A 26,109-nucleotide genomic window follows, 5' to 3' on the forward strand; every position below is an offset into this window, starting at 1 on the left:
GAAACTGTCAGAGGTCAATTCATGGCGGAAAAACTGGATGATACACGGGCAAAGGCGATCCTGACTTCGGCGTTTCAGGCCTTTTCCGCCTATGGGTTCCGCAAGACCTCGATGGATGACATAGCGCGTGGCGCGGGCATGTCCCGTCCAGCGGTCTATCTGCATTACAAGAACAAAGAGGCCATCGTTCGCAGCCTGACACAGGCGCATTACGCCGAAAAGATCGCGGCGGTGGCACATGCGCTGCAGGGCGACGGAGCGGTGTCCGAGATCCTGGCGCGGGCGATTGACGCGCAGATCGCCGGGATGGCGGCCATACTGGCCTCGCCGCATGGGCTGGAGATGCTGGATACCAGCAAGTCCACCGCTGCCGACATCGTGGCCGAGGGCGAGGCGGCGCTGGCGGATCTCTACGCTGAATGGCTAAAGCGCGAACTGGCGGCCGGTCGCGTGCGCCTGCCGGACGGTCCGGCCGAGACCGCGCGGACCATCACCGCCGCACTGAAGGGGATCAAGATGACCGCCTCGAACGCTGATGAGTTCGAGCAGCGCATCAGCCAGTTGTCCGCACTGATCGGCGCGGGGCTTGAGGTCAGGTAACCCGCTGCCGGATCTTGTATTCCGGCTTGTCCCACAAACGGTTCTGCATGATGTCGGTCAGGATTTCGACGGCGCGCGTCACGTCGCCTTCGTCGATATACAGCGGCGTGAAGCCGAACCGCATGATGTCGGGCGCGCGGAAATCCCCGATCACACCGCGGGCGATCAGGGCCTGCATCGCCGCGTACCCGTCGGCAAACCGGAACGAGACCTGGCTGCCACGCATCGCGGGGTCGCGGGGGCTGGCCAGTTCCAGATCGTGGCAGGTGGCCTCGACCTGCTGGATGAACTGTTCGGTCAGGGCGATGGACTTGGCGCGCACATCATCCATGTCGGCCATGTCCCAGATATCCATCGCCGCGGCCAGCGCGGTCATCTGGATCACCGGTGGCGTGCCGACGCGCATGCGCTCGATGCCTGCGCCGGGGCGATAGTCCAGATCGAAGGCAAACGGCGCCTCGTGTCCCAGCCAGCCCGACAGGGCCGGGCGCGCGGTGTCCGCCCATTTCGGCGCGACATAGATGAAGGCCGGGGCGCCCGGACCACCGTTGAGGTATTTATAGGTGCACCCGACCGCGAAATCGGCGTTGCAGCCGGCCAGGTCCACCGGGATGGCCCCGGCTGAGTGGGCCAGATCCCACACCGTGATGACGCCGCGCGCATGGGCCAGCTCGGTCAGCGCCTTCATGTCGTGCCTGCGGCCGGTGCGATAGTCGACTTCGGTCAGCATCAGCACGGCGACTTCATCGGTAATGTGCTCGGCCACGGTCTCGGGGTCCACGACCCGAAGCTCGTACTCCTCGCCCAGCGAGCGCAGCAGCCCGTCAGCCATGTAGAGATCGGAAGGGAAGTTGCCATTGTCCGACAGGACCACCTTGCGCCCCGGGTTCAGCTCCAACGCCGAGGCAACCGCCTGAAAGACCTTGATCGACAGCGTGTCGCCGACCACGACCGTGCCGGGCGCGGCGCCGATCAGGCGGCCGATCCGATCGCCCAGGTCGGTCGGCATGCCCATCCATCCGGCTTTGTTCCACCCGGTGATCAGCATCTCGCCCCATTCCTCGGTCAGCATCTTCTGCACCTTTGCGGCCGCCGTCTTGGGCAGAGGGCCCAGCGAGTTGCCGTCCAGATACAGCACTCCTTCCGGCAGGTGGAACATGGCTTTGGTGGCGGCGAAGTCGGTCATGATAAATCCCGGTGTTTTCTTGTGTCCGAACCGGGGTATCGGATCGGTGCCGGGCTGTCCACGCCCGCCTGTTTGTGGCCCGGGTGCACAATATTCGGCCGCAAGGCCAAGATGCTTTGCCATCGGGGTCTGAAAGCGGTAGGACTTGGCCCGGAAGCGACATGTGTCGGTACATGTCGTCGTTCAAAAGGGATGCTCATGCGCCGTATCGACGTACCGCCACTGTGGCTTTTGGGCTTCGCGGTGTTGGCCTGGTTGCAGGGCCGTTATCTGTCGCTCGGCCTGTCGCTGGAAGGCGGGTTGACCGACCTGCTAAGCGGGTTGCTGATTGGTGGGGGTATCCTGCTGGCGGTTCTGGCCATCGTAGAATTCCGCCGTCACCGTACGACGGTCATTCCGCATGAAACTCCCACCGCAATGGTGCAGTCGGGCATCTACAAACGCAGCCGCAATCCGATCTATCTGGGCGATGTCCTGATCCTTGCCGGGTTGATCCTGCGCTTTGATGCCGTGCTGTCGCTGGTTTTGGTTCCGGTCTTCGTCTGGGTATTGGAACGGCGGTTCATCCTGCCCGAAGAGGACCGCCTGCGCCGCACCTTCCGTGCGGATTTCGCGCGTTATGAACGCAAAACCCGTCGGTGGATCTGAAATGCGCCGACCCGTGACACAACGTAATGAATGCTGCGCTTGCGAAATAATGTTGCGCAGGATAGACCTTTGCTTAACAAACAATACCGACCACCCGCTCGGTCAGAGTGAAAATTAGGGGGACTTGCCGGTGAAAATAGGCACGCCAAAGGAAATACTGAAAGGCGAGAACCGGGTCGCGATGACTCCGGAGTCAGCCGTGCAGCTGCAGAAATTGGGCTACGAATGCGCCATCGAGAAGGGGGCTGGTGCTGCCGCCGGTTTCTCTGACGAGGCTTACGAGGCCGTCGGGGTCGAAATCGTCAAGACAGCCGCCTCTTTGTGGAAATCGTCGGACATCATCGCCAAGGTGCGCGTGCCCACCGAGACCGAAATGAAGCGTCTGACCAAGGGCAAGACGCTGATCTCGTTCTTCAACCCGGCCGGGAACGAAGAAGGGATGGAATTGGCGAAAGCCAAGGGCGCCAATGTCATCGCGATGGAGATGGTGCCCCGCATCAGCCGCGCGCAGAAGATGGACGCTTTGTCTTCGATGGCCAACATCGCCGGGTACCGTGCGGTGATCGAGGCGGGCAACAACTTTGGCCGTTTCTTCACCGGCCAGGTGACGGCCGCGGGCAAGGTGCCGCCGGCCAAGGTTCTGATCGTTGGTGCCGGCGTGGCAGGTCTGGCCGCCATCGGGACGTCGACGTCGCTTGGCGCGATCACCTATGCGTTCGATGTGCGCCCCGAGGTCGCTGAACAGGTCGAGTCGATGGGCGCCGAATTCGTCTATCTGGACTTTGAAGAGGAACAGCAGGATGGGTCGGCCACCGGTGGGTATGCTTCGGTTCAGTCCGAGGAGTTCCGCAATGCGCAGCTGGCCAAGTTCCGCGAGCTTGCGCCCGAGATGGACATCGTCATCACTACGGCCCTGATCCCCAACCGCCCGGCCCCCAAGCTGTGGCTTGAGGATATGGTCAAGGCGATGAAGCCCGGCTCGGTCATTGTGGACCTTGCGGCCGAGCGTGGAGGCAATGTCGAAGGCACCGTGCCGGATGAAAAGGTTGTGACCGACAATGGCGTGACCATCATCGGCTATACCGACTTCCCCAGCCGGATGGCGGCGCAGTCCTCGTCGCTTTATGCGACCAACATCCGTCACATGATGACTGACCTGACGCCCGACAAGGACGGTCAGATCAATCACAACATGGAAGATGACGTGATCCGTGGCGCGACCGTCACCTACGAAGGTGAGATCACTTTCCCGCCGCCACCGCCCAAGGTGCAGGCCATCGCGGCCAAACCCAAGGCCGAGGTCAAGGAACTGACGCCCGAAGAAAAGCGCGCGCAAGAGATTGCGGCCTTCAAGGCGCAGACCAAGCAGCAGGTCACCCTGCTGGGCGTGGGCGGAGCGCTGATGTTGCTGGTGGGGCTGGTGGCTCCTGCCAGCTTCATGCAGCATTTCATCGTCTTCGTGCTGGCCGTTTTCGTGGGCTTCCAGGTGATCTGGAACGTCAGCCACAGCCTGCACACACCGTTGATGGCGATCACCAACGCGATTTCCTCGATCATCATCGTGGGCGCGTTGATGCAGATCGGGTCGGGGTCTTTCCTCGTCATTCTGCTGGCGGCGCTGTCGATCTTCATGGCCGGGATCAACATCTTCGGCGGTTTCCTCGTAACCCGGCGCATGCTCGCCATGTTCCAGAAATCTTAAGGAGGCCGGGCACATGGAATTTGGCTTCACCACTGCCGCCTATGTCGTTGCGGCTGTTCTGTTCATCCTTTCGCTCGGCGGCCTGTCGAACCAGGAAAGCGCCAAGCGCGCGGTCTGGTACGGCATCGTCGGCATGGCACTGGCTGTTTTTGCCACGCTGGTCGGTCCCGGGTCGGGCCTGTGGCTGCTGTCGCTGCTGCTGATCATCGGCGGTGGTCTGATCGGTCAATACGTGGCGCAGCGCGTCCAGATGACCGAGATGCCGCAGCTTGTGGCCGCCATGCATTCGCTGGTGGGTCTGGCGGCGGTTTTCGTCGGGTACAACGCCCATTTCGAGATCAAGAATGTCGCCGAAGTCTTTGCGATCGTTGACGCGGCCAAGGATGCCGACCTGTCGGATCTGGGCGCCTTCGCGAAACTGATCGCCAAGAAAACTCCGGCCGAGCTGGCCATTCTGCATGTCGAGCTGTTCCTGGGCATCTTCATCGGTGCGATTACCTTTACCGGTTCGGTCGTGGCCTATGGAAAGCTGGCCGGCAAGGTCACCTCGGCGGCCACCAAGCTGCCGGGCGGGCATGCGCTGAACGCGGCGGCGGCTGGCCTCTCGCTGATCTGTCTGATCTGGTACACCGCTTCGGGTGGCTTCTTCCCGCTGTTCCTGATGACGCTGGCGGCGCTGTTCATCGGCTATCACCTGATCATGGGCATCGGCGGCGCCGACATGCCGGTGGTGGTGTCGATGCTGAACAGCTACTCGGGCTGGGCGGCGGCCGCGATCGGCTTCAGCCTTGGCAACGACCTGCTGATCGTGGTCGGCGCGCTGGTTGGCTCGTCGGGTGCGATCCTGTCCTACATCATGTGCAAGGCGATGAACCGTCACTTTGTCAGCGTGATCCTAGGCGGCTTTGGCGGCACTTCGGGGCCCCAGATGGAGGTCGAAGGCGAACAGGTGGCGATCGACGCCGACGGTGTTGCAGCAGCGTTGAACGATGCCGACAGCGTCATCATCATCCCCGGCTACGGAATGGCGGTGGCGCAGGCGCAGCAATCGGTCAGCGAACTGGTCCGCAAGCTGCGCGCGAAGGGCAAGAATGTGCGCTTTGCCATCCACCCCGTCGCGGGCCGTCTTCCGGGCCACATGAACGTGCTGCTGGCCGAGGCCAAAGTGCCCTATGACATCGTGCTGGAGATGGACGAGATCAACGACGATTTCCCGGAAACGGATGTGGCGATCGTCATTGGCTCGAACGACATCGTGAACCCGGCCGCACAGGAAGACCCGAACAGCCCCATTGCCGGGATGCCGGTTCTGGAATGCTGGAAGGCCAAGCAGGTGATCGTCTCGAAACGCGGGCAGGGCACCGGGTATTCGGGCATCGAAAACCCGCTGTTCTACAAGGAAAACACCCGCATGTTCTATGGCGACGCCAAGCAGTCGCTGGACAAGCTGCTGCCAATGATCGACTGATCTGTGGCTCATATCCTTGGAAAAGGCGCCCTTCGCGGGCGCCTTTTTCCGTTTCAGGGTATGATGCCGTATCAACCCCAATCGGCAGGAGGTGTTCCATGCATAAGGTAAACGGCATCGGCGGCGTGTTCTTCCGCGCCCGAGACCCGAAGGCTCTGTCGCAATGGTACGAGACCCATCTGGGCGTCAATCACTATGACCCGGTCCCGTGGAAGCAGCGCGAAGGCTACACCGTGTTTGCCCCTTTCGCCGCAGATACGGACTATTTCGGCGATGCGGCTCAGCAATGGATGATCAATTTCCGCGTCGACGATCTGGCGGCCATGGTCGACCAGCTGCGTGCGGCTGGAATCGAGGTGGAGACCCGTGACGAATGGAACAGCGAGATCGGAAAATTCTCCCGCCTGCACGACCCCGAGGGCAATCCGATCGAGCTCTGGCAGCCAAATCAATGAGATAGCCGGCTTGTATACCGCGGTATCCATGTAAGTATATGAAATAAAAAGATAATTGATGAAATGCTTCGGTGTCGTATAGTGCCCGGAACACAAGGAGCCGCTCATGACGCCAATCCAGGATCATCCGCTGCGCTATGCGCTGGCCAATGAATTGCACGCGCGGCCGTTCCCCGTGGCGCAGGCGCCGTGCACGGTTGTATTCCTTGCGATCAAAAAACCGGTCGCCGCGGTGGCGCGCGACCGAGCCAAAGATATGGCTCACCTGATCGACCTGTTGGACCGCCACGGGGCGCAGCATCCGCAGCCCGATGCCACCCACTATGCCGGCCAGATCGGGCGGCACTGGTTGAAGTGGGAGCACCACACGGAATTCGTGACCTATACGGCCATCACTCAGAATGTCAGCGAGCGCGCGTTCAACCCCGCCGATTTCGAGGTGTTCCCCCCTGACTGGCTGATGGCCAGTCCGGGCCAGCGCGTGACCTCGATCATGCTGCGGGTGGTGCCGCGCCCGGATGACGGGGCCACGCAAGCCGCGCTGGCGGATTGGTTCGAACCGGAAAGCCTGGCGGTGTCGCGGGTGCTGGACGACTCGGCGATTTGCGCCAGCGATTTTCGCATCGACCCGGCAGGCCACATGCGGTTTGCCCTGTTCGTGTCCGAGGGCACCGGGCGCAGGCGCACCGGCCGGATCATCCAGCGCTTGTGCGAGATCGAGACTTACAAGGCAATGTCCATGTTGGGCTTTGCCCGGGTTAAGGCCCTGATGCCCCAGATCGGCGAGTTGGACCGGCAACTGACCCAGTTGATGGGCGAGATGACCAAGGATACGACCCATCCCGACGATCTGCTGCCGCAATTGCTGGCCACCTCGACCGAGCTCGAGACGCTGTCGGCGCGTTCGGCCTTTCGCTTTGCCGCGACGGGGGCCTATGAGGCCATCGTGCACCAGAGGATCGAGGCGCTGCGCGAGGATCGCTTTCACGGGCGTCAGACATTCGCCGATTTCATGATGCGCCGCTACGACCCGGCCATGCGCACGGTCAAGGCAACCGAACGGCGGCTGCAGGCGCTTTCGGATCGGGCCATTCGGGCCGGTGACCTGCTGCGAACGCGCGTCGATGTCGAACGCAGCGCGCAGAACCAGGCATTGTTGGAGAGCATGGACCGCCGGGCGGATCTGGCCTTGCGCCTGCAGCACACGGTCGAAGGTCTGTCGGTGGTCGCCATCAGCTATTATGCGGTGTCTCTGGTCAGCTACCTGCTGTACCCGTTGACCAATGCGGGGATCAGCAAGGGGATGCTGACCGCAGGCGTGACGCTGCCTGTAGTGGCGCTTGTCTGGCTGGCCGTGCGCCGCATCCGCCGCAAGCTGGAATAGCGCGGCTTGCCAACCGACGCGCTGCCTGTATTGCTGCTAGGCAGATCTTTCGCAGGCGGGGCAGATTTCATGATCGGATTGGTTTCAGCCTGGCGGGCCGTGGCCGCCATGTTCATCCTGAACGGCGCCCTGTTCGGCATCTGGGCCTCGCGCATTCCGGCCGTCCGTGACCGTCTGGGGCTGAGCCACGAGGAGCTTGGTTATGGCCTGTTGTTCATGGCGGCCGGGGCGGTGTGTTCCTTTCCAGTCACCGGACGCCTGACCGACAGGTTTGGCGCGGTGACCGTGACGCGGGTGATCGCGGTTCTGTACACAGCCTCACTGATCCTTCTTGCGGCCGCCGACAGCTTCGCCATGCTGGCTGCGTTCCTGTTCATCTTCGGGGCCTTCCACGGCTCAATGGATGTGGCCATGAACGCCTGGGCCGCCGAGGTCGAGCAGACCTATGCCAAACCGGTGATGTCCTCGTTTCACGCGATGTGGAGCCTCGGCGCCGGGTTGGGTGCGCTCAGCGGCTATGGCGCGGTTCAGCTGCAGCTTGACGTGTTGCCGCATTTCCTGCTGGCCGGCGGGGCAACCGTCGCGCTGGCGCTTGCCCTGTCCTGGGTCCGATGGACGTCGCGGCGGGTGCAGTCTGACGCCAACGCGATCTTTGCCTTGCCCAGCGGCGTTCTGGTTCTGGTCGGGCTGACCGCGATGTGCGGCGCGTTGGGCGAGGGGGCAGTAGCTGACTGGAGCGCCATCTTTCTGCGGGATGTCACGGGTGTGGCTGAAAGCGTTGCGGCCTTGGGCTATGCCGTCTTTTCGGTGTCCATGGTTACCGTGCGGCTGCTAGGCGGCCTCGTGATCGCCCGATTCGGCCCAGTGCCCGTGGCCCGGGTCAGCGGAGCCTGCGCGGCCGTGGGCGTATTCCTGGTGGTATCGGCCGGCGGCGCGATCGGGGCGCTGGCTGGATTCGCGATGATGGGCGTGGGCTATGCGGTGATCATGCCGCTGGCCTTCAGCCGGGCGGCGAATGACCCGCATGTCCCACCGGGGCAGGCCATCGCCAGTGTCGCCACTTTGGGGTACGGAGGTCTGCTGATCGGTCCGCCGCTTATCGGGCTTCTGGCGGGGATCCTGTCACTGCGGCTGGCGTTTGCCGTCCTGCTGCCGCTGGCGGTGGTGATCGTGGTGTTGGCCGGCGCGCTCAGGCGCGCCGACTGACTTTGGATCAGCGTCCGCGGATACGCGGATCGAGCGCATCGCGCAGGCCGTCGCCCAGGTAGTTCACGCTGAGAACGGTCAGCGAGATCGCCAGGCCGGGCCAGAACACACGCTCGGGGTATTGCTGCAGATAGTCGACGCCATCGAACAGTAGCCGGCCCCAGGTGGGGAAGTCAGGCGGGAAGCCCAGCCCCAGGAAGGACAGCGCGCTTTCGGTGATGATCGCCGTGGCGATGCCCAGCGTGGCCGACACCATGATCGGCGACAGCACGTTGGGCAGGATGTGCCGTGTGATGATCTGCGTGTTGCTGGTGCCGATCGAGCGGGCGGCCAGAACGAACTCGCGTTCCTTGATCGCCAAAACGTCACCGCGCACGATCCGCGCCGTGGGCATCCACGAGGTGATGCCGATGGCGCAGACGATCAGGATGAAGATCCCACGCTCGAGCCCGAATGCAGCGGACAGAGGCTCGCGGAACAGCAGCATCATCACCAGCAGCAGCGGCAGCAGCGGCAGGGCCAGGAACAGGTCGGTCAGGCGCATCAGCGGCCCGTCCAGCCGTTTGAAGAACCCGGCAACCACGCCGATGAACGACCCCAAAAACAGCGCCAGCAGCATCGCAGTGATGCCGACCGATACCGAGGTCTGCCCCCCCGACATCATTCGCGCCATGATGTCCCGGCCCAGCTGATCGGTGCCGAACGGATGGGCCCAGCTGGGCCCCTGGTTTCGGGCACGGATGTCGATCTGGGTCGGGTCGATGGTCCACAGGAACGGGCCAAGGTAAACGGCCGCGACGATGAAGATGAACAGCATCGCGCCGATCATGGCGCCCTTGTGGGTCTTAAACTGGTCCCACACGTCGCGCCACTGGCTGCGGGGCGGGGTGGTCAGTTCTTCCATTACATCGGCAGTCGGCAAGGCCGTCGAGGCCGGCGCAAGGCCCTCATCAGGGACCAGCGTGTCTGATTGATTGTGATCAGTCATAGCGGATCCTCGGGTCCAGAATGCCGTAAAGAACGTCCGCGATCAGGTTGAACAGGACGATCAGCACGGCAAAGATGAAGGTCAGCGTCTGCACCATCGGCAAGTCATTGGCCTGAATGGCGCCGATCAGCAGCTGGCCGATGCCGTTCACCTTGAACACCTGCTCGGTGATGATCGCGCCACCAAAGATCGCCGGAATACCCAGAGCGATCACGGTAACCACCGGGATCATCGAGTTGCGCAGGACATGTACCATGACGACGGTGTATTCGCTCAGACCCTTGGCGCGGGCGGTACGGACGTAATCCTGGTTGAGGTTGTCCAGCATCGAGGCGCGCATGAACCGGCTGAGCTGCGCGGTGATCTGCAGCGCCAGCACCATCACGGGCATGATCATCTGTTTCAGCTGAATGACGAAGCTGTCCCAGTCATTGACCACATGCGTCGTGTCATAGATCGACGGGAACCAGCCCAACTGGACCGAGAAGATCACGATCACCAGCACCCCCGAGAAGAACGGCGGAACCGAGAAGCCGACCATCGACACGAAGGTGCCCATCTGGTCGAACCAGGAATACTGGCGATAGGCCGAATAGATACCGATGGGCAGGGCGATCAGGATGGCGACCACATAGGCGGTGCCGACAACCCACAGGGTCTGCGGGATACGCTGAACGACGATATCCATGACGGGCGAGCGGGTCTGCCACGAAATCACACGCAGGTCACCTTCGGAAAAGGTGGTACCAAAGATGTGGTCGACCAAAACCTGCGGTTCGATCCAGAAGAACTGCACGATCCATTTCCAGAACCGGACATGCATCGGCTGGCCGAGGCCAAGCGCCTCGCGCATCTTCTCTTTGACTTCGGGCGGAACGGTAAGCGGAACCTGTGCCATCGGATCGCCGGGGGCGAGCTCGAGCAGCAGGAAGATGACGAGGCTGATGAACAAGAGCGTCGGAACGGCCAGGATCAGTCGTCGAATGGTGAAGTTGAGCATTAAGAGGCGCCTTTATATGCGTCTTCTTGTTGGTGGAACTTGCGAAAGACCGCGCCCCGATACAGATCGGGACGCGGCTGTGCAAGGCTAGCGCTTAGGAACCGGTCTTGCGGTACCAGTCAGCGATGTTCCACAGTTCGCTGTCCCACACGTTCAGGACGACACCGCCCAGAGTGTTTGCGTGGGCCGACAGACGACCACGGTGGACCAGCGGGATCATGCCGCCGTTCTGAACCATGATGTCGTTCAGCTGCTTCGCGATTTCGGCGCGCTGCTCCAGACCGGCGGTCTGCGCCAGTTGGGCGTGCAGCTTGTCGAACTCTTCGTTGCAGAAGCGGCTGATGTTCTCACCCTGCCACTGGGTCTCGGGACGCGGTGCCTTGTCGCACAGGCCGTTGCCCAGATAGCTTTGCGGGTCGGTGCCGTTGAAGGTGTTGGCGTACATCTCGACGTCGGCATAGAACTTCTGGAACGTGTCGGGCGAGCCCGGGTCACCACCGAAGAAGACCGAAGCGTTGATGTTGCGCAGTTCGGTTTCAATGCCGATCTGGCTCCACCATTCCTTGATCAGCGCCTGGAAGTCCTGACGGACGGCGTTGGTCGAAGTCTGATAGACGACCTTCAGCGGAACGCCATCCTTCTCGCGGACGCCGTCGCCGTCGGTGTCGACGATGCCGGCATCATCCAGCAGTTTCTTGGCGCCTTCGATATCCTGCGTGTCGCAGGTCATCGAGGTCGAGTTGAACGCAGCCGGAGCCGGCACCCAGTTGCAGGTCACTTTACCCGCCTGGCCATAGCCGATCTCAACAAGCAGCGGGCGGTCGATTGCCATCGACATAGCCTTGTACACCGCCGGATCCTTCAGGAACGGGTGCGGGTGCTTGGCCGTCGAACGCTCGCCTTCCGGCAGTTCGGGCGACGGGTTGGTCTGGTTCAGCATGATGCGCTCGACCAGCGGGCCGAAGCCTGCCACCGGAGTGCCTTTGCCGCCTTCCTGCATCTGCGCGATCACTTCGGGCGCCAGCTGCAGGTTCCAGGCATAGTCGAACTCGCCGGTTTCCATCACGGCGCGACCGGCCGCGGTCGCATCGCCGCCGCCCTTGAAGGTCACGGTTGCGAAGGCCGGTTTCGCCGGGTCACGATAGTTGTCGTTGGCCTTGAAGGTGATCACGTCGTTCGGCTTGAACTCGGTGACGACAAACGGGCCAGTGCCGATCGGGTTGAAGTTCTGCTCGGTGCATTCCGGAGCTTTCGCGCCCATGCAGTCCGCGAACTGAGCGGCCTGAATGATCGGGCTTTCGCCGCCGACGAACGGACCGTAGGGGAACGGGGTCGGCTTGTCGAAAGTGACCTTGACGGTCAGATCATCCACAGCTTCGACGCTGGTGACGCCTTCGAACTTGGTCACCTGCGCACAGCCACCTTCGGGGTCCATGCAGTAATCGGCGGTGAATTTCACGTCGGCCGAGGTGAACGGCGTGCCATCCGACCAGGTGATCCCCGGAGCGATCTTCCACGTGATCGAGGTGAGGTCCTCGCTCACGCCGCCGTTTTCGACGGTCGGGATTTCGGCTGCCAGATACGGCACCATGTTGCCGTCCTGGTCGTAGCGGGCCAGGGGTTCGATCACCAGCGAGGCCGCTTCGACGTCTTTGGTGCCGCCCGACAGGAACGGGTTCAGGATCGAGGGTGCTTGCCAATAGATGATGCTGACGTTGCCGTCCGATCCGCGCTCGGCCATGGCCATCGGGGCCATCGCCGTGCTTGCAATCGCACCAAGCAAAAGGGTTTTGATTTTCATCATACACTCCTTGTTGGACACATTCGTGTCTCGATTTTCTCCGCAAGGCCTGCGGATTTGGCGTTGCCGTGCCGGGCTCAAGCCACTGAAACAAAAGACAATTGCGCAAATGTCTGCGCACTACGCCCAATTTCTCGGCACGGTTACGCGGGGTATCGAAACAGAGTTTGCAGAAATTGCAAGCCTTGCCGCAGCGAAACTGGCAATGCGTTTGACTTTTCCTGTCAGCCCGCCTTAGCGTTCGGCAATCAAAACACTCATGCAGCCAAGGGGAGCGCTCGCGTGCTGGATCAGCCTATCGCCCAGATCAGGGAACTTCGGGTCGAATTCCAAACCAAGGATGGGCCCGTCGTCGGGGTCGAGGATGTCTCGTTCGAGGTCCGTCCGGGCGAAACCGTCTGCATCGTGGGCGAATCGGGATCGGGCAAGTCCGTATCTTCGTTGTCATTGATGCGCCTTGTTGAATTCGGCGGGGGTGAAATCGCCGGCGGACAGTTGATTTTCGACCGTAACGACGGGACCGAGCTGGATCTGGCCAAGGCCGATCAGGACCTCATGAAGCAGATTCGTGGCAATGAAATCGGGATGATCTTTCAGGAGCCGATGACGGCGCTGAACCCCGTTTTCACGGTCGGGCGACAGCTGACCGAAGGGCTGCGGATTCACAAGGATATGTCCAAGTCCCAGGCCGAAGCACGCGCCTTGGAACTGCTGAAACAGGTCCGCATCCCCGAGCCCGAGCGGCGACTCAAGCAGTATCCGCACGAATTGTCGGGCGGGATGCGCCAGCGGGTTGTGATCGCAATGGCCATGGCCTGCGAGCCGCGCCTGCTGATCGCCGATGAACCCACCACGGCTCTGGACGTGACGATCCAGGCCGAGATCCTCGCCTTGATGGACCGGCTGAAGCGTGAAACCGGCACGGCGGTCATGTTCATCACCCATGACATGGCCGTGGTCGCCCAGATGGCCGACAGGGTCGTCGTCATGTACCGCGGCAACAAGGTCGAAGAGGGCACCGTCACCGAGATTTTCGAGAATCCCCAGCATGACTACACCAAGGCTCTGCTGGCCGCGGTGCCCAAGCTGGGTGAGATGCGCGGAAAATCCGCCCCCGAGCCGATGAAGTTGCTGGGTGTCGAAGGTCAGAAGATCGCCCCGATTCCCGGAACCGAGGATGTATTGCTGTCAGTCCGGAACCTGACCACGCGGTTCCCGGTAAAAGGCGGGATCCTGCGCCGCACCATTTCGAATGTGCACGCGGTCGAAGACGTCTCGTTCACCCTGAACAAAGGGCAGACGCTGAGCCTCGTCGGCGAGTCGGGTTGTGGAAAATCTTCGGCCGGACGCTCGATCCTGCGGTTGATCGAGCCCATGGCGGGTGAAATCAGTCTTGATGGCATGGACATCATGAAGCTGGACCAGAAGGGCCTGCGCAAGGCCCGCCTGGACATGCAGATGATCTTTCAGGACCCATTCGCATCGCTGAACCCGCAGATGCAGTTGGTTGATCAGGTGGCCGAGCCGATGCGCAACTATGGCGTGGCATCGGGGTCGGAACTGCAGGACCGGGTCGCACAGCTGTTCGACAAGGTGCACCTGCCACGCAGCTTCATGCGCCGGTTCCCGCACGAAATGTCGGGTGGGCAGCGGCAGCGAATTGCGATTGCCCGGGCGCTGGCCCTGAACCCGAAACTGATCATTGCGGACGAAGCCGTTTCCGCGCTGGACGTTTCTGTTCAGGCGCAGGTTCTGAACCTGATGATGGAATTGCAGTCCGAACTTGGCCTGAGCTATCTGTTTATCAGCCACGACATGGCCGTGGTTGAGCGGGTCAGCCACCACGTGGGTGTGATGTATCTGGGCCGGATCGTCGAACTGGGCCCACGGGCGCGTGTTTTTGAGAACCCGCAGCACCCCTATACGCAGGCATTGATGAAGGCGGTTCCGATCGCCGATCCCAATCAGCGCAAGTCGGAAAAAGATCTGAATTTCAAACCGATCCCGTCTCCAATTCACCCAATCGGCTATGAGCCTGCGCCTTCGGAATACCGCGAGGTCGAGCCGGGTCACTTCATTCTGACGACCGACAGCGGTTACTGACCCATATGCCACAGCGCCTGACTCCGCTTGAGATCATGACCAAGCTGATCTCGTTTCCCACCGTCAGCCGCGACAGCAACCTGCCGCTGATCGACTGGGTCGAAGACTACCTGAACGGCCACGGTATCCGCGCCAACCGATGGCCGGATCCGGACCAGCCGCACAAGGCGGCCCTGTTTGCCCATGTCGGCCCCTGGGAGGAAGGCGCGGTCGTGCTTTCCGGTCACACGGATGTGGTGCCGGTGGACGGACAACCCTGGGACAGCGACCCGTTTGTCGTGACCGAACGGGACGGCAAGTATTTCGGACGTGGTACCTGTGACATGAAGGGCTTTGACGCCCTCGCCATCTGGGCGCTGGTCGAGGCGCAATACGCCGACGTCAAGCGCCCGCTGCAATTGGCGCTGAGTTTTGACGAGGAGGTCGGCTGCACCGGTGCGCCGCCCATGATCGTCGCCATGCAGGAGGTTCTGCCCAAGGGCTCGGCCGTGGTGGTGGGCGAGCCGTCGATGATGCAGGCCGTCACCGGCCACAAGGGCGGCTTCGGCTTTGATACCCACGTGGTTGGATACGAGGTGCACAGTTCGATCATGCATACCGGTGTCAATGCGATAATGTATGCCGCGCCGCTGATCGACTGGGCAAATGCGCAGAACGACATCAACATGGCGGCGGACCCCAGCGATATCGCGGCAGTCTTTGATCCTCCTTGGACAACCTGTCACGTGGGCATGATCAAGGGCGGCACTGCGCACAACATAACGGCCAAGGATTGCCGTTTCATGATGGATTTCCGGGTCGTCCCCGGCGAGCAGGCATCAGCTTGGAAAGAAGCCTATCTGGAACAGGTAAGAGTGGCGGAAAGGAAGATGCAGCAAGTGCATCCGGACGCCCATATCGAGGTGAAGGCCAGCTTTGCCGTTCCGGCTTTGGTCCCGGAAACCGATGGCGAAGCCGAGACACTGGTGCGTGCCCTTACGGGCGACAACGCTACCCATGTCGTCAGCTATGGCACCGAAGCCGGTCAGTTTCAGGAAGCCGGTTACTCAGCCGTGATCTGTGGGCCCGGAGATATCGCCCAGGCGCACCAGCCGAACGAATACATCACGATCGCTCAGTTCAACGCCGGCCATGACTTCATGCAGCGTCTGGTCTACAAACTGGCGGTGTGACCCAAAAGAGGCACTGGAAACTCAGGATTTCAGTCAGAAGCTCGGAGAGTTGAACATGCCGGTCAAAAACAGACTTGCCGAAATGCACGCCGAGATCACCAAGTGGCGGCGGCACCTGCATGCGCATCCCGAGTTGATGTACGACGTGCATGAAACCGCCGGCTTCGTTGTCGACCGACTCAAGGCGTTCGGTGTCGATGAAATCACGCCGGGTATAGGTAAAACCGGTGTCGTGGCCGTGATCCGAGGGCGGACGGACACGCTGGGGCGGGTGATCGGGTTGCGGGCCGACATGGATGCCTTGCCGATCAACGAGGCGACCGGACTGGACTATGCCTCGACCGTGCCGGGCAAGATGCATGCCTGCGGGCATGACGGGCACACGTCGATCTTGCTCGGCGCTGCGCAATACCTTGCCGAGACGCGCAATTTCGACGGAACGGTGGTTCTGATCTTTCAACCGGCCGAAGAAGGCGGGGCCGGCGGTCTGGCCATGTGCCGCGATGGGCTTATGAATCGCTGGGGCATTCAGGAAGTCTACGGCTTGCACAACATGCCCGGCCTGCCTGTCGGAAAGTTCGCAATCCGGCCCGGCGCGCTTCTGGCGTCGTCGGACGAGTTCGAGATTGTCGTGACCGGCAAAGGTGGCCACGCCGCCGCACCGCATGAAGCCATCGACACAACCTTGGTGGCATCGCATATCGTGGTTGCGCTGCAATCGGTTGTATCCCGCACCGTTGATCCAATCCGACGGGTGGTGCTGACGGTGGGGACGTTTGAAACTGACAGCGTCGCCTCGAACGTGATTGCGCACACGGTCCGGCTGCAGGGCACGGTTCGCACACTGGACCCGGAATACCGTGGCATCGCCGAGGAGCGCGTGCGCCGGATCGCCGAAGACACAGCCTCGGCTTTTGGCGCCAAAGCCCGCGTGACCTGGACGCCCGGCTACCCGGTGACGGTGAATTCCGAGGCGGAAACGGCCTTCGCCGCCGAAGCCGCCGAGGCGGTGGCAGGCAAGGTCAATGACGCAACGGATCCGATCATGCCGTCCGAAGACTTCGCCTACATGCTTGAAGAACGGCCCGGAGCCTACATCTTCTTGGGGAACGGCGACACGGCCATGTGCCACCATCCCGAATACAATTTCGACGACCAGGCCATTCCGGCCGGATGCAGCTGGTTCGCCGAGCTCGTCGAACGACGAATGCCCATCGCCTGAAACAGGAAAGACAGTCATGCCGATCAAGAACCGTTTTGCCGAAATGCACCCCGAAATCACCGGTTGGCGGCGCGACATACATCAACACCCCGAAATTCTCTACGATACCCATCGGACCAGCGCATTGGTTGCGGAAAAACTGAAAGAGTTCGGTTGCGACGATGTCGTGACCGGAATTGGCCGGACCGGGGTAGTCGGCGTGATCAAGGGCAGGACCGACACCCAAGGCCGGGTGATTGGTCTGCGGGCCGATATGGATGCGCTGCCAATGCAGGAGCAGACGGGAGCGGAATATGCCTCCAAGACTGCGGGCGCCATGCATGCCTGTGGCCATGACGGTCACACTGCGATGGTTCTGGGCTCCGCCAAATATCTGGCCGAGACCCGAAACTTCGATGGGACCGCGATCGTGATCTTTCAACCGGCCGAAGAAGGCGGCAACGGTGCTGAAGCCATGTGCCAGGACGGTTTGATGGACCGCTTCGGCATCCAGGAAGTCTATGCGATGCACAACGTGCCGGGCCTGCCGACCGGGCAGTTTGCCATTCGCTCCGGGCCTCTGCTGGCGGCGGCGGACGAGTTTGACATCCATCTTGAAGGCCGCGGCGGTCATGCCGCCAAGCCGCAGGAAACCGTGGATACTACGGTCATGCTGTCGCAACTGATCGTGGCCCTGCAGACCATCGTTTCGCGCAACGCCGACCCGATCTTGCAGGCCGTTCTGTCGGTCACGGCGGTCGAGACCTCGTCGAATGCGTTCAACGTGATCCCGCAATCGGCTCGGCTGCGCGGCACCGTGCGCACCCATTCGAACGAGATGCGCGACCTGATCGAACTGCGACTGAATGAAGTTGTGCAAGGTGTCGCGGCGACCATGGGTGGCACCGCCACGGTGACCTACTCGCGCGGCGTTCCGGTCACGATCAACGCGGAAGAGCAGACCGGATATGCAGAATCCGCGGCAATTGCCGTCGGTGGCAGCTGTGCCGAAGCACCGATGGTGATGGGGGGCGAAGACTTCTCGTTCATGTTGCAGGAACGTCCCGGCGCCTTCATAGTCTTGGGAAATGGCGACAGCGCCGGGCTTCACCATCCCGAATACGATTTCAATGACGAGATCATTCCGATCGGATGCTCGTGGTTTGCAGAGATGGTCGAACGCCGGATGCCGGTGGCCTGAGATTTTTTTAGGAGAGAAGACGAAGATGCCAGTGAAGAACCGCTTTGCCGAATTGCAGGATGAAATCACCGCCTGGCGGCGTGATATTCACGAGAATCCTGAAATTCTTTTCGATACGCATCGCACCAGTGCGCTGGTTGCGGAAAAGCTGAAAGAATTCGGCTGCGACGAGGTGGTCACGGGGATTGGCCGCACCGGAGTTGTCGGGGTGATCAAAGGCAAGGCCGACACCAAGGGGAAGGTGATCGGATTGCGGGCGGATATGGACGCTTTGCCGATCCACGAGGCGACGGGGTTGGACTATGCTTCGAAAACGCCGGGTGCGATGCATGCCTGCGGCCATGACGGCCACACCGCCATGCTGCTGGGGGCGGCCAAATACCTGTCCGAAACGCGCAATTTCGACGGAACCGTCGTTGTGATCTTCCAACCCGCCGAGGAGGGCGGCGGCGGCGGCCGCGAGATGTGCGAAGACAACCTGATGGAGCGTTGGGGCATTCAGGAAGTCTACGGAATGCACAATTGGCCCGGTAAGCCTGTGGGCAGCTTCTCGATCCGGCCGGGGGCGTTCTTCGCGGCGACTGATCAGTTCGATATCACGTTCGAAGGTCGCGGAGGTCATGCCGCCAAACCGCATGAAACCGTAGACACCACTGTCATGACAGCGCAGGCGGTTCTGGCGTTGCAGACCATCGCGTCGCGCAATGCCGATCCGATCGATCAGGTCGTTGTTTCGGTCACCTCGTTCGAGACCTCGTCGAAGGCGTTCAACGTGATCCCGCAGAAAGTGCAGATCAAGGGCACCGTGCGCACGATGAGCAAAGAGATGCGCGACCTTGCTGAGCAGCGCATCAACGAAATCTGCTCGGGCGTCGCCGCGACATTCGGCGGTACTGCCGATGTCACTTATATCCGGGGCTATCCGGTCATGATCAACAGCGACGAGCAGACCGAATTCGCCGCCGAGGTCGCCCGCTCGATCTCAGGGGCCTGCGAGGAGGCACCTTTGGTCATGGGCGGCGAAGACTTCGCCTACATGCTGGAAGAGCGTCCCGGTGCCTATATCCTGGTGGGCAATGGCGACACGGCGATGGTCCACCATCCTGAATACAACTTCAACGACGAGGCGATCCCTGCCGGTTGCAGCTGGTGGGCCGAGATCGTCGAACAGCGGATGCCCGCAGCCTGACACCGTGGCGGGGGCGCAGGCCCCCGCTGCCGCTTGCGGTCAGTTGAGGCCCAGCTTGTCGCATAGCGTATCCACAACCGAATCCAGCTCCGATTTCTGGGTGTTCACGCAGGATTGCGCCGCCGCTTGCGCCGCTGACAGCGCCGATCTGTCCGACAGCCAGGGCTCGACCGCCTTGGCCAATTCCGGCGCCGAAGCGACTTCTACCGCCCCGCCGCTGTCCACCAGCGGGGCAAATGTCTCGGCGAAATTGTAGTAACCCGGCCCGGTGATCACCGCTGCGCCAGCCTGAGCCGGCTCGAACGGGTTGTGGCCGCCGATCTCTTTCAGCGACCCGCCCAGAAACACGATAGGGCACAAAGCGTACCACGTTCCGGTTTCGCCCAGCGTATCGGCCACATAGACCTGCGTGTCGTCGGTGATCGGCTGCCCGGCGCTGCGCAGAGCATGGCTTTGACCCGCGGCATCGATCAGGGCGCAGACCTCGGCCCGTCGTTCGGGGTGGCGGGGGATCAGCAGCAGCAGCAGGTCGGGCCAGCGATTCAGCAATTCGGCATGGGCGGCCAGAACGGTCTCCTCCTCGCCCGCATGGGTCGAGCTGGCGATCCAGACCGGCCGCGCGCCGATCTGCGCGCGGATCTGCGTCAGCGTGTCCTGATCCACCGGCAGCGGATCGGACATGGCCTTGAGGTTGGTTCCGGGCTGCACCAGATCGGCGGGTGCGCCCATGGCGATCAGGTTTGCGGCCGTGCGGTCGTTTTGCGTCAGGAACAGGCGGAACTGGCCTAGGACAAAGCGGGCGGTGTCGGGGCGCTTCTTCCACCCGGCCACCGATTTCTCGGACAGGCGTGCGTTCAGCAGGGCAAGGGGCGTCCCGCGCCGGGCGGTCTCGACGATCAGCCGTGGCCAGATCTCGCTTTCGACGAAGACACCGGCATCGGGCCGCCAGTGATCCAGAAACCGCGCCACCGGTCCGGCGCTGTCCAGAGGGGGGTATTGGTGGCGGGTGCGCGGCGGCAGGCGTTTTTCCACCAGCGCCGCCGAGGTCGGGGTGCCAGAGGTGATCAGAAACTGCGCATCCTCAATCCGTTCGCTCATACGCTTGATCAGGCTCAGAACCGACAGGCTCTCGCCCACGCTGGCCGCATGGAACCAGATCAGCCGACCGTCGGGCCGGGGCTGGCTCGCATGGCCCAGCCGCTCGCGCTGACGGACCTCGGAAACACCCGCCGTCTGCAGCTTGGCGCGAACGGTGCGCCAGGCCAATGGCATGGCGATGGACGTCAACGCGCAGTACATACGGTACAGCGTCGTGGGTTGCCCCGACTGGTCTGCCATGTCAGCCGCCCGTGTGGCTCATGTGACGGCTCATCTGGCCATCGATCTTCTGGCGGGAATAGTCGAAATCATGGCCCTTGGGCTTGAGGGTAATCGCCGCGCGGATCGCCTGTTCCAGTGGCTCTTCACTGTTGGGGTGGTCGCGCAGAGGGGCGCGCAAGTCGGCCATGTCCTCTTGCCCCAGGCACATGTACAACTCGCCCGTGCAGGTCAGGCGTACCCGGTTGCAACTTTCACAGAAATTATGGCTGAGCGGCGTGATGAAGCCGATCTTCTGCCCGGTTTCCTCCAACCGGACATAGCGCGCCGGTCCGCCCGTGCGCTCGGCCAGATCGGTGACGGTATAGTGGTTTTCGTACTCGGCCCGCACGTCTTTCAGCGACCAGTACTGGTCCAGCCGGTCCTCGTTGCCGATGTCACCCATGGGCATGACCTCGATCCAGGTCAGGTCCATGTCGCGCTCGGCGCACCAGCGGGTGATCTTGGGCAGTTCTTCCTCGTTGAACCCTTTCAGGGCCACCGCGTTGATCTTGATGCGCAACCCGGCCTTCTGCGCGGCATCGATCCCGCCCAGGACCTGTTTCAAGCGACCCCAACGGGTGATCTTGGCGAACTTGTCCTCGTCCAGCGTGTCGAGCGAGACATTCACCCGCCGCACCCCGGCGGCATACAGATCGTCGGCGAACCGGGCCAGTTGCGAGCCATTGGTGGTCAGCGTCAGCTCTTTCAGTGCGCCGCTGTCCAGGTGCCGGGTCATCGAGTCGAAGAACCCCATGATCCCACGGCGCACAAGCGGCTCGCCCCCCGTGATCCGCAGCTTTTCCACGCCCAGCCGGACGAAGGTCGAACACATCCGGTCCAGCTCTTCCAGCGTCAGCAGCTCTTTCTTGGGCAGAAAGGTCATGTTTTCGGACATGCAGTAGACACAGCGGAAATCACAGCGGTCCGTGACGGAGACGCGGAGATAGGTGATTGCGCGGGCAAACGGGTCGATCAGCGGAGCAGTCATGCCCAATAGGTAAAGCGCACGGTGCCTTGCGACAAGTCAGAACTGCGCTTGAGGGGTGGAACGCGGGCGCGGGCAGGGGTAGGCTAGTCGGATGCGATACCTGTTTGTCATTATTCCTGCGTTTCTGACCGGCTGTGATGCGGTGCGGCAAGGACTTGATCGCGCGCCGGATGCGGAACCTGCGCAGACGACAGAAACCGCCGCTGCGACCGAAGAGGTGGAAGCAACGCCTGTTGCGGCCGTGAACACCGGATGGGCCGGCGCCAAGACAACGATTGCCGGACTGGGCGATCCGAACAAGCCCGGACGCTGGCTTGAAACACCGTTGGTCGAAACTGAGATCAATGGCCGGGTGGTCGTGCCCAAGACGGGCGCGCAGGCCTATATCACACTTGTACCGGCGCCCTCAGGCGGCAGCCGCCTGTCGGTTGAGGCGATGCGTGCGCTGCTGGTGCCGTTTGACGAGCTGGTCGAACTGGACGTTTATTCCAACTGATCTTTCAGGTACTTGCCGGCCTCTTTGCGGGCAAAGGGCTTCATCGCGTCTGCATGCGAAGCCAGAAACGCCCGGACCCGGTCGGGGTCGTGTTTGGACAGGTCGCGCAGCCACCAGGCCACCGCTTTCTGTATGAACCAGTCGCGATCGGGGACATAGCCGGCGGCCCACCCCAGGATGCGGTCGCGGCACTGAAGGTCTTCGGGCTTGGGGTGGTTCTGCTTGGTCCAGGGCAGGGTGGCGACCAGTGCCGCGCGCCGGGTCCACATGTGATCCGAGGTGGTCCAGTTTTCGACCTGGTCCAGCCGCGAAGGGTCAGCCCACAGGCGCTTTTGCATGGCCATACTGGCATGATCGGCCACCGCCCAGGCGTCGAAATCGGGCAGCCAGCTTTGCAGCAGGTCCCAAACCGCCTGATCGGGGCGGATGCGCGCCTGCGTCAGTAGCTTGGCGGCGGCCAGCCGGGCCTCGTGGATGTTGGTCTGCCACAGATGATCGGCCAGCGCGATACGGGCGTCCACGTCCATCTGTTGCCGCCAGCTTTTGGTCAGATCATTCAGCACCGGGTTCGGTACACCAAGATAGGGGCGATCGACCTTGTGATAGGCCGCCATCTGGGCGGCCCGGTCCGGGTCGGCATACGCCTTGATCTGGACCAGAGGGCTGTCCGACATCGCGGCTTACTCGACCGTGACGGATTTCGCCAGGTTGCGCGGCTGGTCCACATCGGTGCCCTTGGCGACCGCCGTGTGATAGGCCAGCAGCTGCGCGGGCACCGAATACAGGATCGGCGCGACCGAGGCGTGGGCATGCGGCATTCGGATCGTGCTCCAGACCCCGTCCTTGGCCTCGGCGATCCCGTCGTCGTCCGAGACCAGAATGACCTTGCCCTTGCGCGCCATGACCTCCTGCATGTTCGACACGGTCTTGTCGAACACCGCATCGCGGGGTGCCATGACCACCACCGGCATGTGTTTGTCGATCAGGGCGATGGGGCCGTGCTTCAACTCGCCCGAGGCATAACCTTCGGCGTGGATATAGCTGATTTCCTTGAGTTTCAGCGCGCCTTCAAGGGCCAGCGGGTACATCAGGCCGCGCCCCAGGAACAGAACGTCGCGTGCCTCGGACAGGCGCTGCGCGGATTTCCGGATCGCCTCCTCCTGGTCCAGCGCGGCGTTCAGTAGCGTCGGCAGGCCGCGCAGCGCGGCGGCGTGATCGGCCAGCGCATCGTCGTCCAGCGTGCCCCGGTCGGCCGCGGCTTTGAGCGCCAGCATCAGCAGAACGCTCAGCTGGCAGGTGAAGGCTTTGGTCGAGGCCACACCGATCTCGACCCCGGCATGGATGGGCAGTGCCACGTCGCTTTCCCGCGCGATCGAGCTTTCGGGGACATTGACCACCGACACGATCTTGTCGGCCTTGCCTTCGCAATAGCGCAGCGCGGCCAGGGTGTCGGCGGTTTCGCCCGACTGGCTGACGAACAGGGCCAGCGTGCGGTCGGTGATCGGCGGTTCGCGATAGCGGAACTCGCTGGCGATATCGACCTCGACGGGCATCCGGGCCAGTTGCTCGAACCAGTATTTGGCGGTCAGACAGGCATAGAAGGCCGTGCCGCAGGCCACCATGGTCAGGCGGTCCAGCTTGGAGAAATCAAGATCCGCGTCCGGCAGAACCACCCGGTCGCTGCCGGTGGGCAGGTACGAGCGGATCGCCTCGGCCACCACCACCGGCTGTTCGGCGATTTCCTTACCCATGAAATGCTTGTGCCCGCCCTTGTCGGTCCGGGTCTGATCCAGCTGGACCTTGCGGATCTCGCGATTTGCGATCTCGCCCGCCTCGTTGCGGATCTCGACCGAAGTGCGGGTGACCACGGCGCGGTCGCCTTCTTCCAGATAGGTGATCCGGTCGGTCAGCGGCGCCAGTGCGATGGCGTCCGAGCCCACGAACATCTCGCCATCCCCGTGCCCGATGGCCAGCGGCGAGCCCTTGCGGGCGGCGACGATCAGGTCATCCTCGCCGTCGAACAGGAAGGCCAGCGCAAAGGCGCCTTGCAGCCGGTCGATGGTCTTGAAGGCGGCCTCGACCGGGCTCAGCCCCGATTTCATGTAGAATTCGGTCATCAACGCGACGGTTTCGGTGTCGGTCTCGGTCTGGAAATCGATTCCGTTCTCGGCCAGTTCGGCCCGCAGCTCGCGATAGTTTTCGACGATGCCGTTGTGGACCACGGCAACCGGTCCGGCCTGATGCGGGTGCGCGTTGCTGACCGAGGGTGCGCCATGGGTCGCCCACCGCGTGTGCCCGATGCCCGACTTGCCGGGCAGGGGGTCATGCACCAGCAGGTCGCTGAGATTGACCAGCTTGCCCACCGCGCGCCGACGGCCCAGCTTGCCGCCGTTTACGGTTGCGATGCCCGCACTGTCATAGCCGCGGTATTCCAGCCGCTTCAGCGCTTCGACCAGGATGGGCGCCGCTTCGTGCTTGCCCAATACGCCAACAATTCCACACATTTACTCAGGCTCCCTTGTCCCGGCGTGCCTTTTTCGCCTTCAGCATCTCGAACAGCTTGCGGGCATAGCCCGGTTTGTTTTCCTGTTTGGCGCGACCCACCGCCAGGGCGTCGGGGTCGATGTCGCGGGTCACGATGGTGCCCGTGGCCGTCATCGCGCCGCTGCCCACGGTGACCGGGGCCACCAGCATGGTGTTCGAGCCGACAAAGACGTTCTCGCCGATCACCGTGCGGTGCTTCATCACGCCGTCATAGTTGCAGGTGATGGTGCCCGCGCCGATATTCGTGCCCGCGCCGACCAACGCATCGCCGATATAGCTTAGGTGATTGACCTTGGCGCCCTCGGCGATTTCGGCATTCTTGATCTCGACGAAATTGCCGATACGGGTGTTCTCGGCCAATTCCGCCCCCGGGCGCAGCCGGGCATAGGGGCCGACCACGGCGCCGCGGCTGACATGGCAGCCCTCGAGGTGCGAAAACGCCCGGATCGTCGCGCCGCTTTCGACCGTGACGCCGGGGCCGAAGACCACGTTGGGTTCGATCACCGTGTCGCGACCGATCACCGTGTCGGCGGCCAGATAGACCGTCTCGGGGGCCATCAATGTGACGCCCAGATCCAGCAGTTCGGCCCGGGCGCGGGCCTGGAACACGGCATCGGCCGCGGCCAGATCGGCGCGCGAGTTCACGCCCAGCGTCTGCGCCTCGTCGCACGAAACGGCTGTGACCTTCAGGCCGCGGTCGCGCGCGATCTCGACCACGTCGGTCAGGTAGTATTCGCCCGACGCGTTGTCGTTTCCGACCGCGTCGATCAGGTCGAACAGGGTGCTCGCGTCACAGGCCAGAAGGCCCGAGTTGCAGAAGGTTATGGCGCGTTCTTCATCTGACGCGTCCTTGAACTCGACAATCCGTTCAAGGGCGTCGCCCTTCATCACCAAACGGCCATACCGGGCCGGGTCTACGGCCTCGAAACCCAGGATCACCAGATCGTTGTCAGCCCGCGCGGCGATCATGCGCTCCAGCGTGTCGGGCTGAAGAAACGGGGTATCGCCGTACAGAACGACCACGTCACCGGTGAACCCTTCCAGCGCCGCGCGCGCCTGGGCGACGGCATGGGCGGTGCCCAGTTGCTGGTCCTGCACGACGATGCGCGCGTCTTCATCCTCGGCCTGCGCGACTTTGGCCACCGCCTCAGCGCCGTGGCCGGTGACGATGACCGTGCGTTCGGGTGCGAGAGCCGACCCGGCGCGCATGGCGTGCACCAGCATCGGAACCTGGGCGATCGGGTGCAGAACCTTTGGGATATCCGAATTCATCCGGGTGCCTTTTCCGGCGGCAAGGATGACAAGGGCAGTGCTCATGAATGCGTTTTCTCTTTTGTTTTGTCGCGGTCCGTTTTATCCGCTGAGGGCAAAGGCGCAAGCCGTTCGGCCATCAAACAAGATTGCCGTTTGCAACACGA

Annotated in this window: 22 protein-coding genes; 13 read left to right on the forward strand and 9 right to left on the reverse strand. The window is 62.5% G+C overall.

Annotation, left to right across the window (positions count from 1 at the left end; all coding sequences use genetic code 11):
• Window positions 1-21 precede the first annotated feature (21 nt).
• Window positions 22-600 carry a TetR/AcrR family transcriptional regulator gene (locus ACR0CU_RS02550; protein ID WP_170444972.1) on the forward strand — a complete coding sequence of 193 codons (579 nt, stop codon included), beginning with the start codon at window positions 22-24 and terminating at the stop codon, window positions 598-600.
• Here the strand turns inward: ACR0CU_RS02550 and kynU are convergent.
• Entirely contained in the window at window positions 593-1,786 is a 1,194-nt protein-coding gene (gene kynU, locus ACR0CU_RS02555) for a kynureninase (RefSeq protein WP_170444975.1), read from the reverse strand. The two genes, ACR0CU_RS02550 and kynU, sit on opposite strands and share 8 nt — an antisense overlap.
• 198 nt (window positions 1,787-1,984) lie before the next feature.
• On the opposite strand from kynU, the gene ACR0CU_RS02560 reads away from it, so the two are divergent.
• The 6 genes from ACR0CU_RS02560 to ACR0CU_RS02585 all read left to right on the forward strand — a co-directional run bounded on the left by ACR0CU_RS02560 (window position 1,985) and on the right by ACR0CU_RS02585 (window position 8,649).
• Window positions 1,985-2,434 (forward strand): methyltransferase family protein, encoded by a 450-nt coding sequence (locus tag ACR0CU_RS02560; protein ID WP_093964875.1) that lies wholly within the window; start codon window positions 1,985-1,987, stop codon window positions 2,432-2,434.
• A gap of 130 nt (window positions 2,435-2,564) precedes the next feature.
• On the forward strand, window positions 2,565-4,136 hold the full coding sequence (locus ACR0CU_RS02565; protein ID WP_170340345.1) for a Re/Si-specific NAD(P)(+) transhydrogenase subunit alpha: 1,572 nt from the start codon (window positions 2,565-2,567) through the stop codon (window positions 4,134-4,136).
• A gap of 13 nt (window positions 4,137-4,149) precedes the next feature.
• Window positions 4,150-5,604, forward strand: coding sequence for an NAD(P)(+) transhydrogenase (Re/Si-specific) subunit beta (locus ACR0CU_RS02570; protein WP_093964877.1), 1,455 nt, complete (start codon window positions 4,150-4,152; stop codon window positions 5,602-5,604).
• Window positions 5,605-5,702: 98 nt separating this feature from the next.
• Window positions 5,703-6,059: a VOC family protein gene (locus ACR0CU_RS02575; RefSeq protein WP_170444980.1), complete on the forward strand. Its 357-nt coding sequence runs from the start codon at window positions 5,703-5,705 to the stop codon at window positions 6,057-6,059.
• A 106-nt stretch (window positions 6,060-6,165) separates the two neighbouring features.
• Window positions 6,166-7,443, forward strand: a complete 1,278-nt coding sequence (locus tag ACR0CU_RS02580; RefSeq protein ID WP_170444982.1) for a DUF3422 family protein — start codon at window positions 6,166-6,168, stop codon at window positions 7,441-7,443.
• 69 nt (window positions 7,444-7,512) lie between these two features.
• A complete protein-coding gene (locus tag ACR0CU_RS02585) occupies window positions 7,513-8,649 on the forward strand; it encodes an MFS transporter (protein ID WP_170444986.1) in 1,137 nt (378 codons plus the stop codon).
• Window positions 8,650-8,656: 7 nt separating this feature from the next.
• Here the strand turns inward: ACR0CU_RS02585 and ACR0CU_RS02590 are convergent, their stop codons facing one another.
• The 3 genes from ACR0CU_RS02590 to ACR0CU_RS02600 form a co-directional block, all read right to left on the reverse strand.
• Window positions 8,657-9,637 (reverse strand): ABC transporter permease, encoded by a 981-nt coding sequence (locus ACR0CU_RS02590; RefSeq protein WP_093964881.1) that lies wholly within the window; start codon window positions 9,635-9,637, stop codon window positions 8,657-8,659.
• Complete coding sequence (locus ACR0CU_RS02595; RefSeq protein WP_170340961.1) at window positions 9,630-10,637, reverse strand: ABC transporter permease; 1,008 nt, start codon at window positions 10,635-10,637, stop codon at window positions 9,630-9,632. The genes ACR0CU_RS02590 and ACR0CU_RS02595 overlap by 8 nt, the downstream gene beginning before the upstream one ends.
• Before the next feature lie 94 nt (window positions 10,638-10,731).
• A complete protein-coding gene (locus ACR0CU_RS02600) occupies window positions 10,732-12,438 on the reverse strand; it encodes a peptide ABC transporter substrate-binding protein (RefSeq protein ID WP_170444989.1) in 1,707 nt (568 codons plus the stop codon).
• Window positions 12,439-12,720: 282 nt separating this feature from the next.
• On the opposite strand from ACR0CU_RS02600, the gene ACR0CU_RS02605 reads away from it, so the two are divergent.
• Genes ACR0CU_RS02605 through ACR0CU_RS02625 form a run of 5 tightly spaced genes read left to right on the forward strand, consistent with a single transcriptional unit; the run spans window position 12,721 to window position 19,304 of the window.
• The gene (locus tag ACR0CU_RS02605) at window positions 12,721-14,541 is read left to right on the forward strand and encodes an ABC transporter ATP-binding protein (RefSeq protein ID WP_170357320.1); all 1,821 of its coding nucleotides are present in this window, start codon (window positions 12,721-12,723) and stop codon (window positions 14,539-14,541) included.
• Window positions 14,542-14,546: 5 nt separating this feature from the next.
• The gene (gene argE / locus ACR0CU_RS02610) at window positions 14,547-15,713 is read left to right on the forward strand and encodes an acetylornithine deacetylase (protein ID WP_170444994.1); all 1,167 of its coding nucleotides are present in this window, start codon (window positions 14,547-14,549) and stop codon (window positions 15,711-15,713) included.
• Window positions 15,714-15,768: 55 nt separating this feature from the next.
• Window positions 15,769-16,935, forward strand: coding sequence for a M20 aminoacylase family protein (locus ACR0CU_RS02615; protein ID WP_170444997.1), 1,167 nt, complete (start codon window positions 15,769-15,771; stop codon window positions 16,933-16,935).
• Window positions 16,936-16,951: 16 nt separating this feature from the next.
• A complete protein-coding gene (locus ACR0CU_RS02620; protein WP_170445000.1) occupies window positions 16,952-18,115 on the forward strand; it encodes a M20 aminoacylase family protein in 1,164 nt (387 codons plus the stop codon).
• A 25-nt stretch (window positions 18,116-18,140) separates the two neighbouring features.
• Complete coding sequence (locus ACR0CU_RS02625; RefSeq protein ID WP_170364520.1) at window positions 18,141-19,304, forward strand: M20 aminoacylase family protein; 1,164 nt, start codon at window positions 18,141-18,143, stop codon at window positions 19,302-19,304.
• Window positions 19,305-19,343: 39 nt separating this feature from the next.
• Here the strand turns inward: ACR0CU_RS02625 and ACR0CU_RS02630 are convergent, their stop codons facing one another.
• On the reverse strand, window positions 19,344-20,642 hold the full coding sequence (locus ACR0CU_RS02630; protein ID WP_170357325.1) for a 3-deoxy-D-manno-octulosonic acid transferase: 1,299 nt from the start codon (window positions 20,640-20,642) through the stop codon (window positions 19,344-19,346).
• 1 nt (window position 20,643) lies between these two features.
• The gene (moaA, locus tag ACR0CU_RS02635) at window positions 20,644-21,651 is read right to left on the reverse strand and encodes a GTP 3',8-cyclase MoaA (protein ID WP_170445003.1); all 1,008 of its coding nucleotides are present in this window, start codon (window positions 21,649-21,651) and stop codon (window positions 20,644-20,646) included.
• 91 nt (window positions 21,652-21,742) lie between these two features.
• On the opposite strand from moaA, the gene ACR0CU_RS02640 reads away from it, so the two are divergent.
• Window positions 21,743-22,147, forward strand: coding sequence for a hypothetical protein (locus ACR0CU_RS02640; protein WP_170340976.1), 405 nt, complete (start codon window positions 21,743-21,745; stop codon window positions 22,145-22,147).
• Here ACR0CU_RS02640 and ACR0CU_RS02645 read toward each other — a convergent pair.
• From ACR0CU_RS02645 to glmU, 3 genes are read right to left on the reverse strand one after another with little or no spacing between them, the layout of a single operon-like run.
• The gene (locus ACR0CU_RS02645; RefSeq protein ID WP_170445005.1) at window positions 22,135-22,821 is read right to left on the reverse strand and encodes a DNA alkylation repair protein; all 687 of its coding nucleotides are present in this window, start codon (window positions 22,819-22,821) and stop codon (window positions 22,135-22,137) included. The two genes, ACR0CU_RS02640 and ACR0CU_RS02645, sit on opposite strands and share 13 nt — an antisense overlap.
• Before the next feature lie 6 nt (window positions 22,822-22,827).
• Window positions 22,828-24,651 (reverse strand): glutamine--fructose-6-phosphate transaminase (isomerizing), encoded by a 1,824-nt coding sequence (gene glmS / locus ACR0CU_RS02650; RefSeq protein ID WP_170445009.1) that lies wholly within the window; start codon window positions 24,649-24,651, stop codon window positions 22,828-22,830.
• Window positions 24,652-24,655: 4 nt separating this feature from the next.
• Window positions 24,656-26,008 carry a bifunctional UDP-N-acetylglucosamine diphosphorylase/glucosamine-1-phosphate N-acetyltransferase GlmU gene (glmU, locus tag ACR0CU_RS02655; protein ID WP_170445012.1) on the reverse strand — a complete coding sequence of 451 codons (1,353 nt, stop codon included), beginning with the start codon at window positions 26,006-26,008 and terminating at the stop codon, window positions 24,656-24,658.
• Window positions 26,009-26,109 lie beyond the last annotated feature (101 nt).

It is taken from the genome of Ruegeria sp. BC2 (assembly GCF_056539245.1).

Bases quoted from the DNA above. Each gene is read 5' to 3' on its own strand.
- ACR0CU_RS02620 (WP_170445000.1), top strand. From the start codon at position 16,952: ATGCCGATCAAGAACCGTTTTGCCGAAATGCACCCCGAAATCACCGGT.
- glmU (WP_170445012.1), bottom strand. From the start codon at position 26,008: ATGAGCACTGCCCTTGTCATCCTTGCCGCCGGAAAAGGCACCCGGATG.
- argE (WP_170444994.1), top strand. From the start codon at position 14,547: ATGCCACAGCGCCTGACTCCGCTTGAGATCATGACCAAGCTGATCTCG.
- ACR0CU_RS02560 (WP_093964875.1), top strand. From the start codon at position 1,985: ATGCGCCGTATCGACGTACCGCCACTGTGGCTTTTGGGCTTCGCGGTG.
- ACR0CU_RS02590 (WP_093964881.1), bottom strand. From the start codon at position 9,637: ATGACTGATCACAATCAATCAGACACGCTGGTCCCTGATGAGGGCCTT.
- ACR0CU_RS02600 (WP_170444989.1), bottom strand. From the start codon at position 12,438: ATGAAAATCAAAACCCTTTTGCTTGGTGCGATTGCAAGCACGGCGATG.
- ACR0CU_RS02595 (WP_170340961.1), bottom strand. From the start codon at position 10,637: ATGCTCAACTTCACCATTCGACGACTGATCCTGGCCGTTCCGACGCTC.
- ACR0CU_RS02570 (WP_093964877.1), top strand. From the start codon at position 4,150: ATGGAATTTGGCTTCACCACTGCCGCCTATGTCGTTGCGGCTGTTCTG.
- ACR0CU_RS02640 (WP_170340976.1), top strand. From the start codon at position 21,743: ATGCGATACCTGTTTGTCATTATTCCTGCGTTTCTGACCGGCTGTGAT.
- ACR0CU_RS02585 (WP_170444986.1), top strand. From the start codon at position 7,513: ATGATCGGATTGGTTTCAGCCTGGCGGGCCGTGGCCGCCATGTTCATC.
- kynU (WP_170444975.1), bottom strand. From the start codon at position 1,786: ATGACCGACTTCGCCGCCACCAAAGCCATGTTCCACCTGCCGGAAGGA.
- ACR0CU_RS02625 (WP_170364520.1), top strand. From the start codon at position 18,141: ATGCCAGTGAAGAACCGCTTTGCCGAATTGCAGGATGAAATCACCGCC.
- glmS (WP_170445009.1), bottom strand. From the start codon at position 24,651: ATGTGTGGAATTGTTGGCGTATTGGGCAAGCACGAAGCGGCGCCCATC.
- moaA (WP_170445003.1), bottom strand. From the start codon at position 21,651: ATGACTGCTCCGCTGATCGACCCGTTTGCCCGCGCAATCACCTATCTC.
- ACR0CU_RS02580 (WP_170444982.1), top strand. From the start codon at position 6,166: ATGACGCCAATCCAGGATCATCCGCTGCGCTATGCGCTGGCCAATGAA.
- ACR0CU_RS02630 (WP_170357325.1), bottom strand. From the start codon at position 20,642: ATGGCAGACCAGTCGGGGCAACCCACGACGCTGTACCGTATGTACTGC.
- ACR0CU_RS02645 (WP_170445005.1), bottom strand. From the start codon at position 22,821: ATGTCGGACAGCCCTCTGGTCCAGATCAAGGCGTATGCCGACCCGGAC.
- ACR0CU_RS02550 (WP_170444972.1), top strand. From the start codon at position 22: ATGGCGGAAAAACTGGATGATACACGGGCAAAGGCGATCCTGACTTCG.
- ACR0CU_RS02615 (WP_170444997.1), top strand. From the start codon at position 15,769: ATGCCGGTCAAAAACAGACTTGCCGAAATGCACGCCGAGATCACCAAG.
- ACR0CU_RS02575 (WP_170444980.1), top strand. From the start codon at position 5,703: ATGCATAAGGTAAACGGCATCGGCGGCGTGTTCTTCCGCGCCCGAGAC.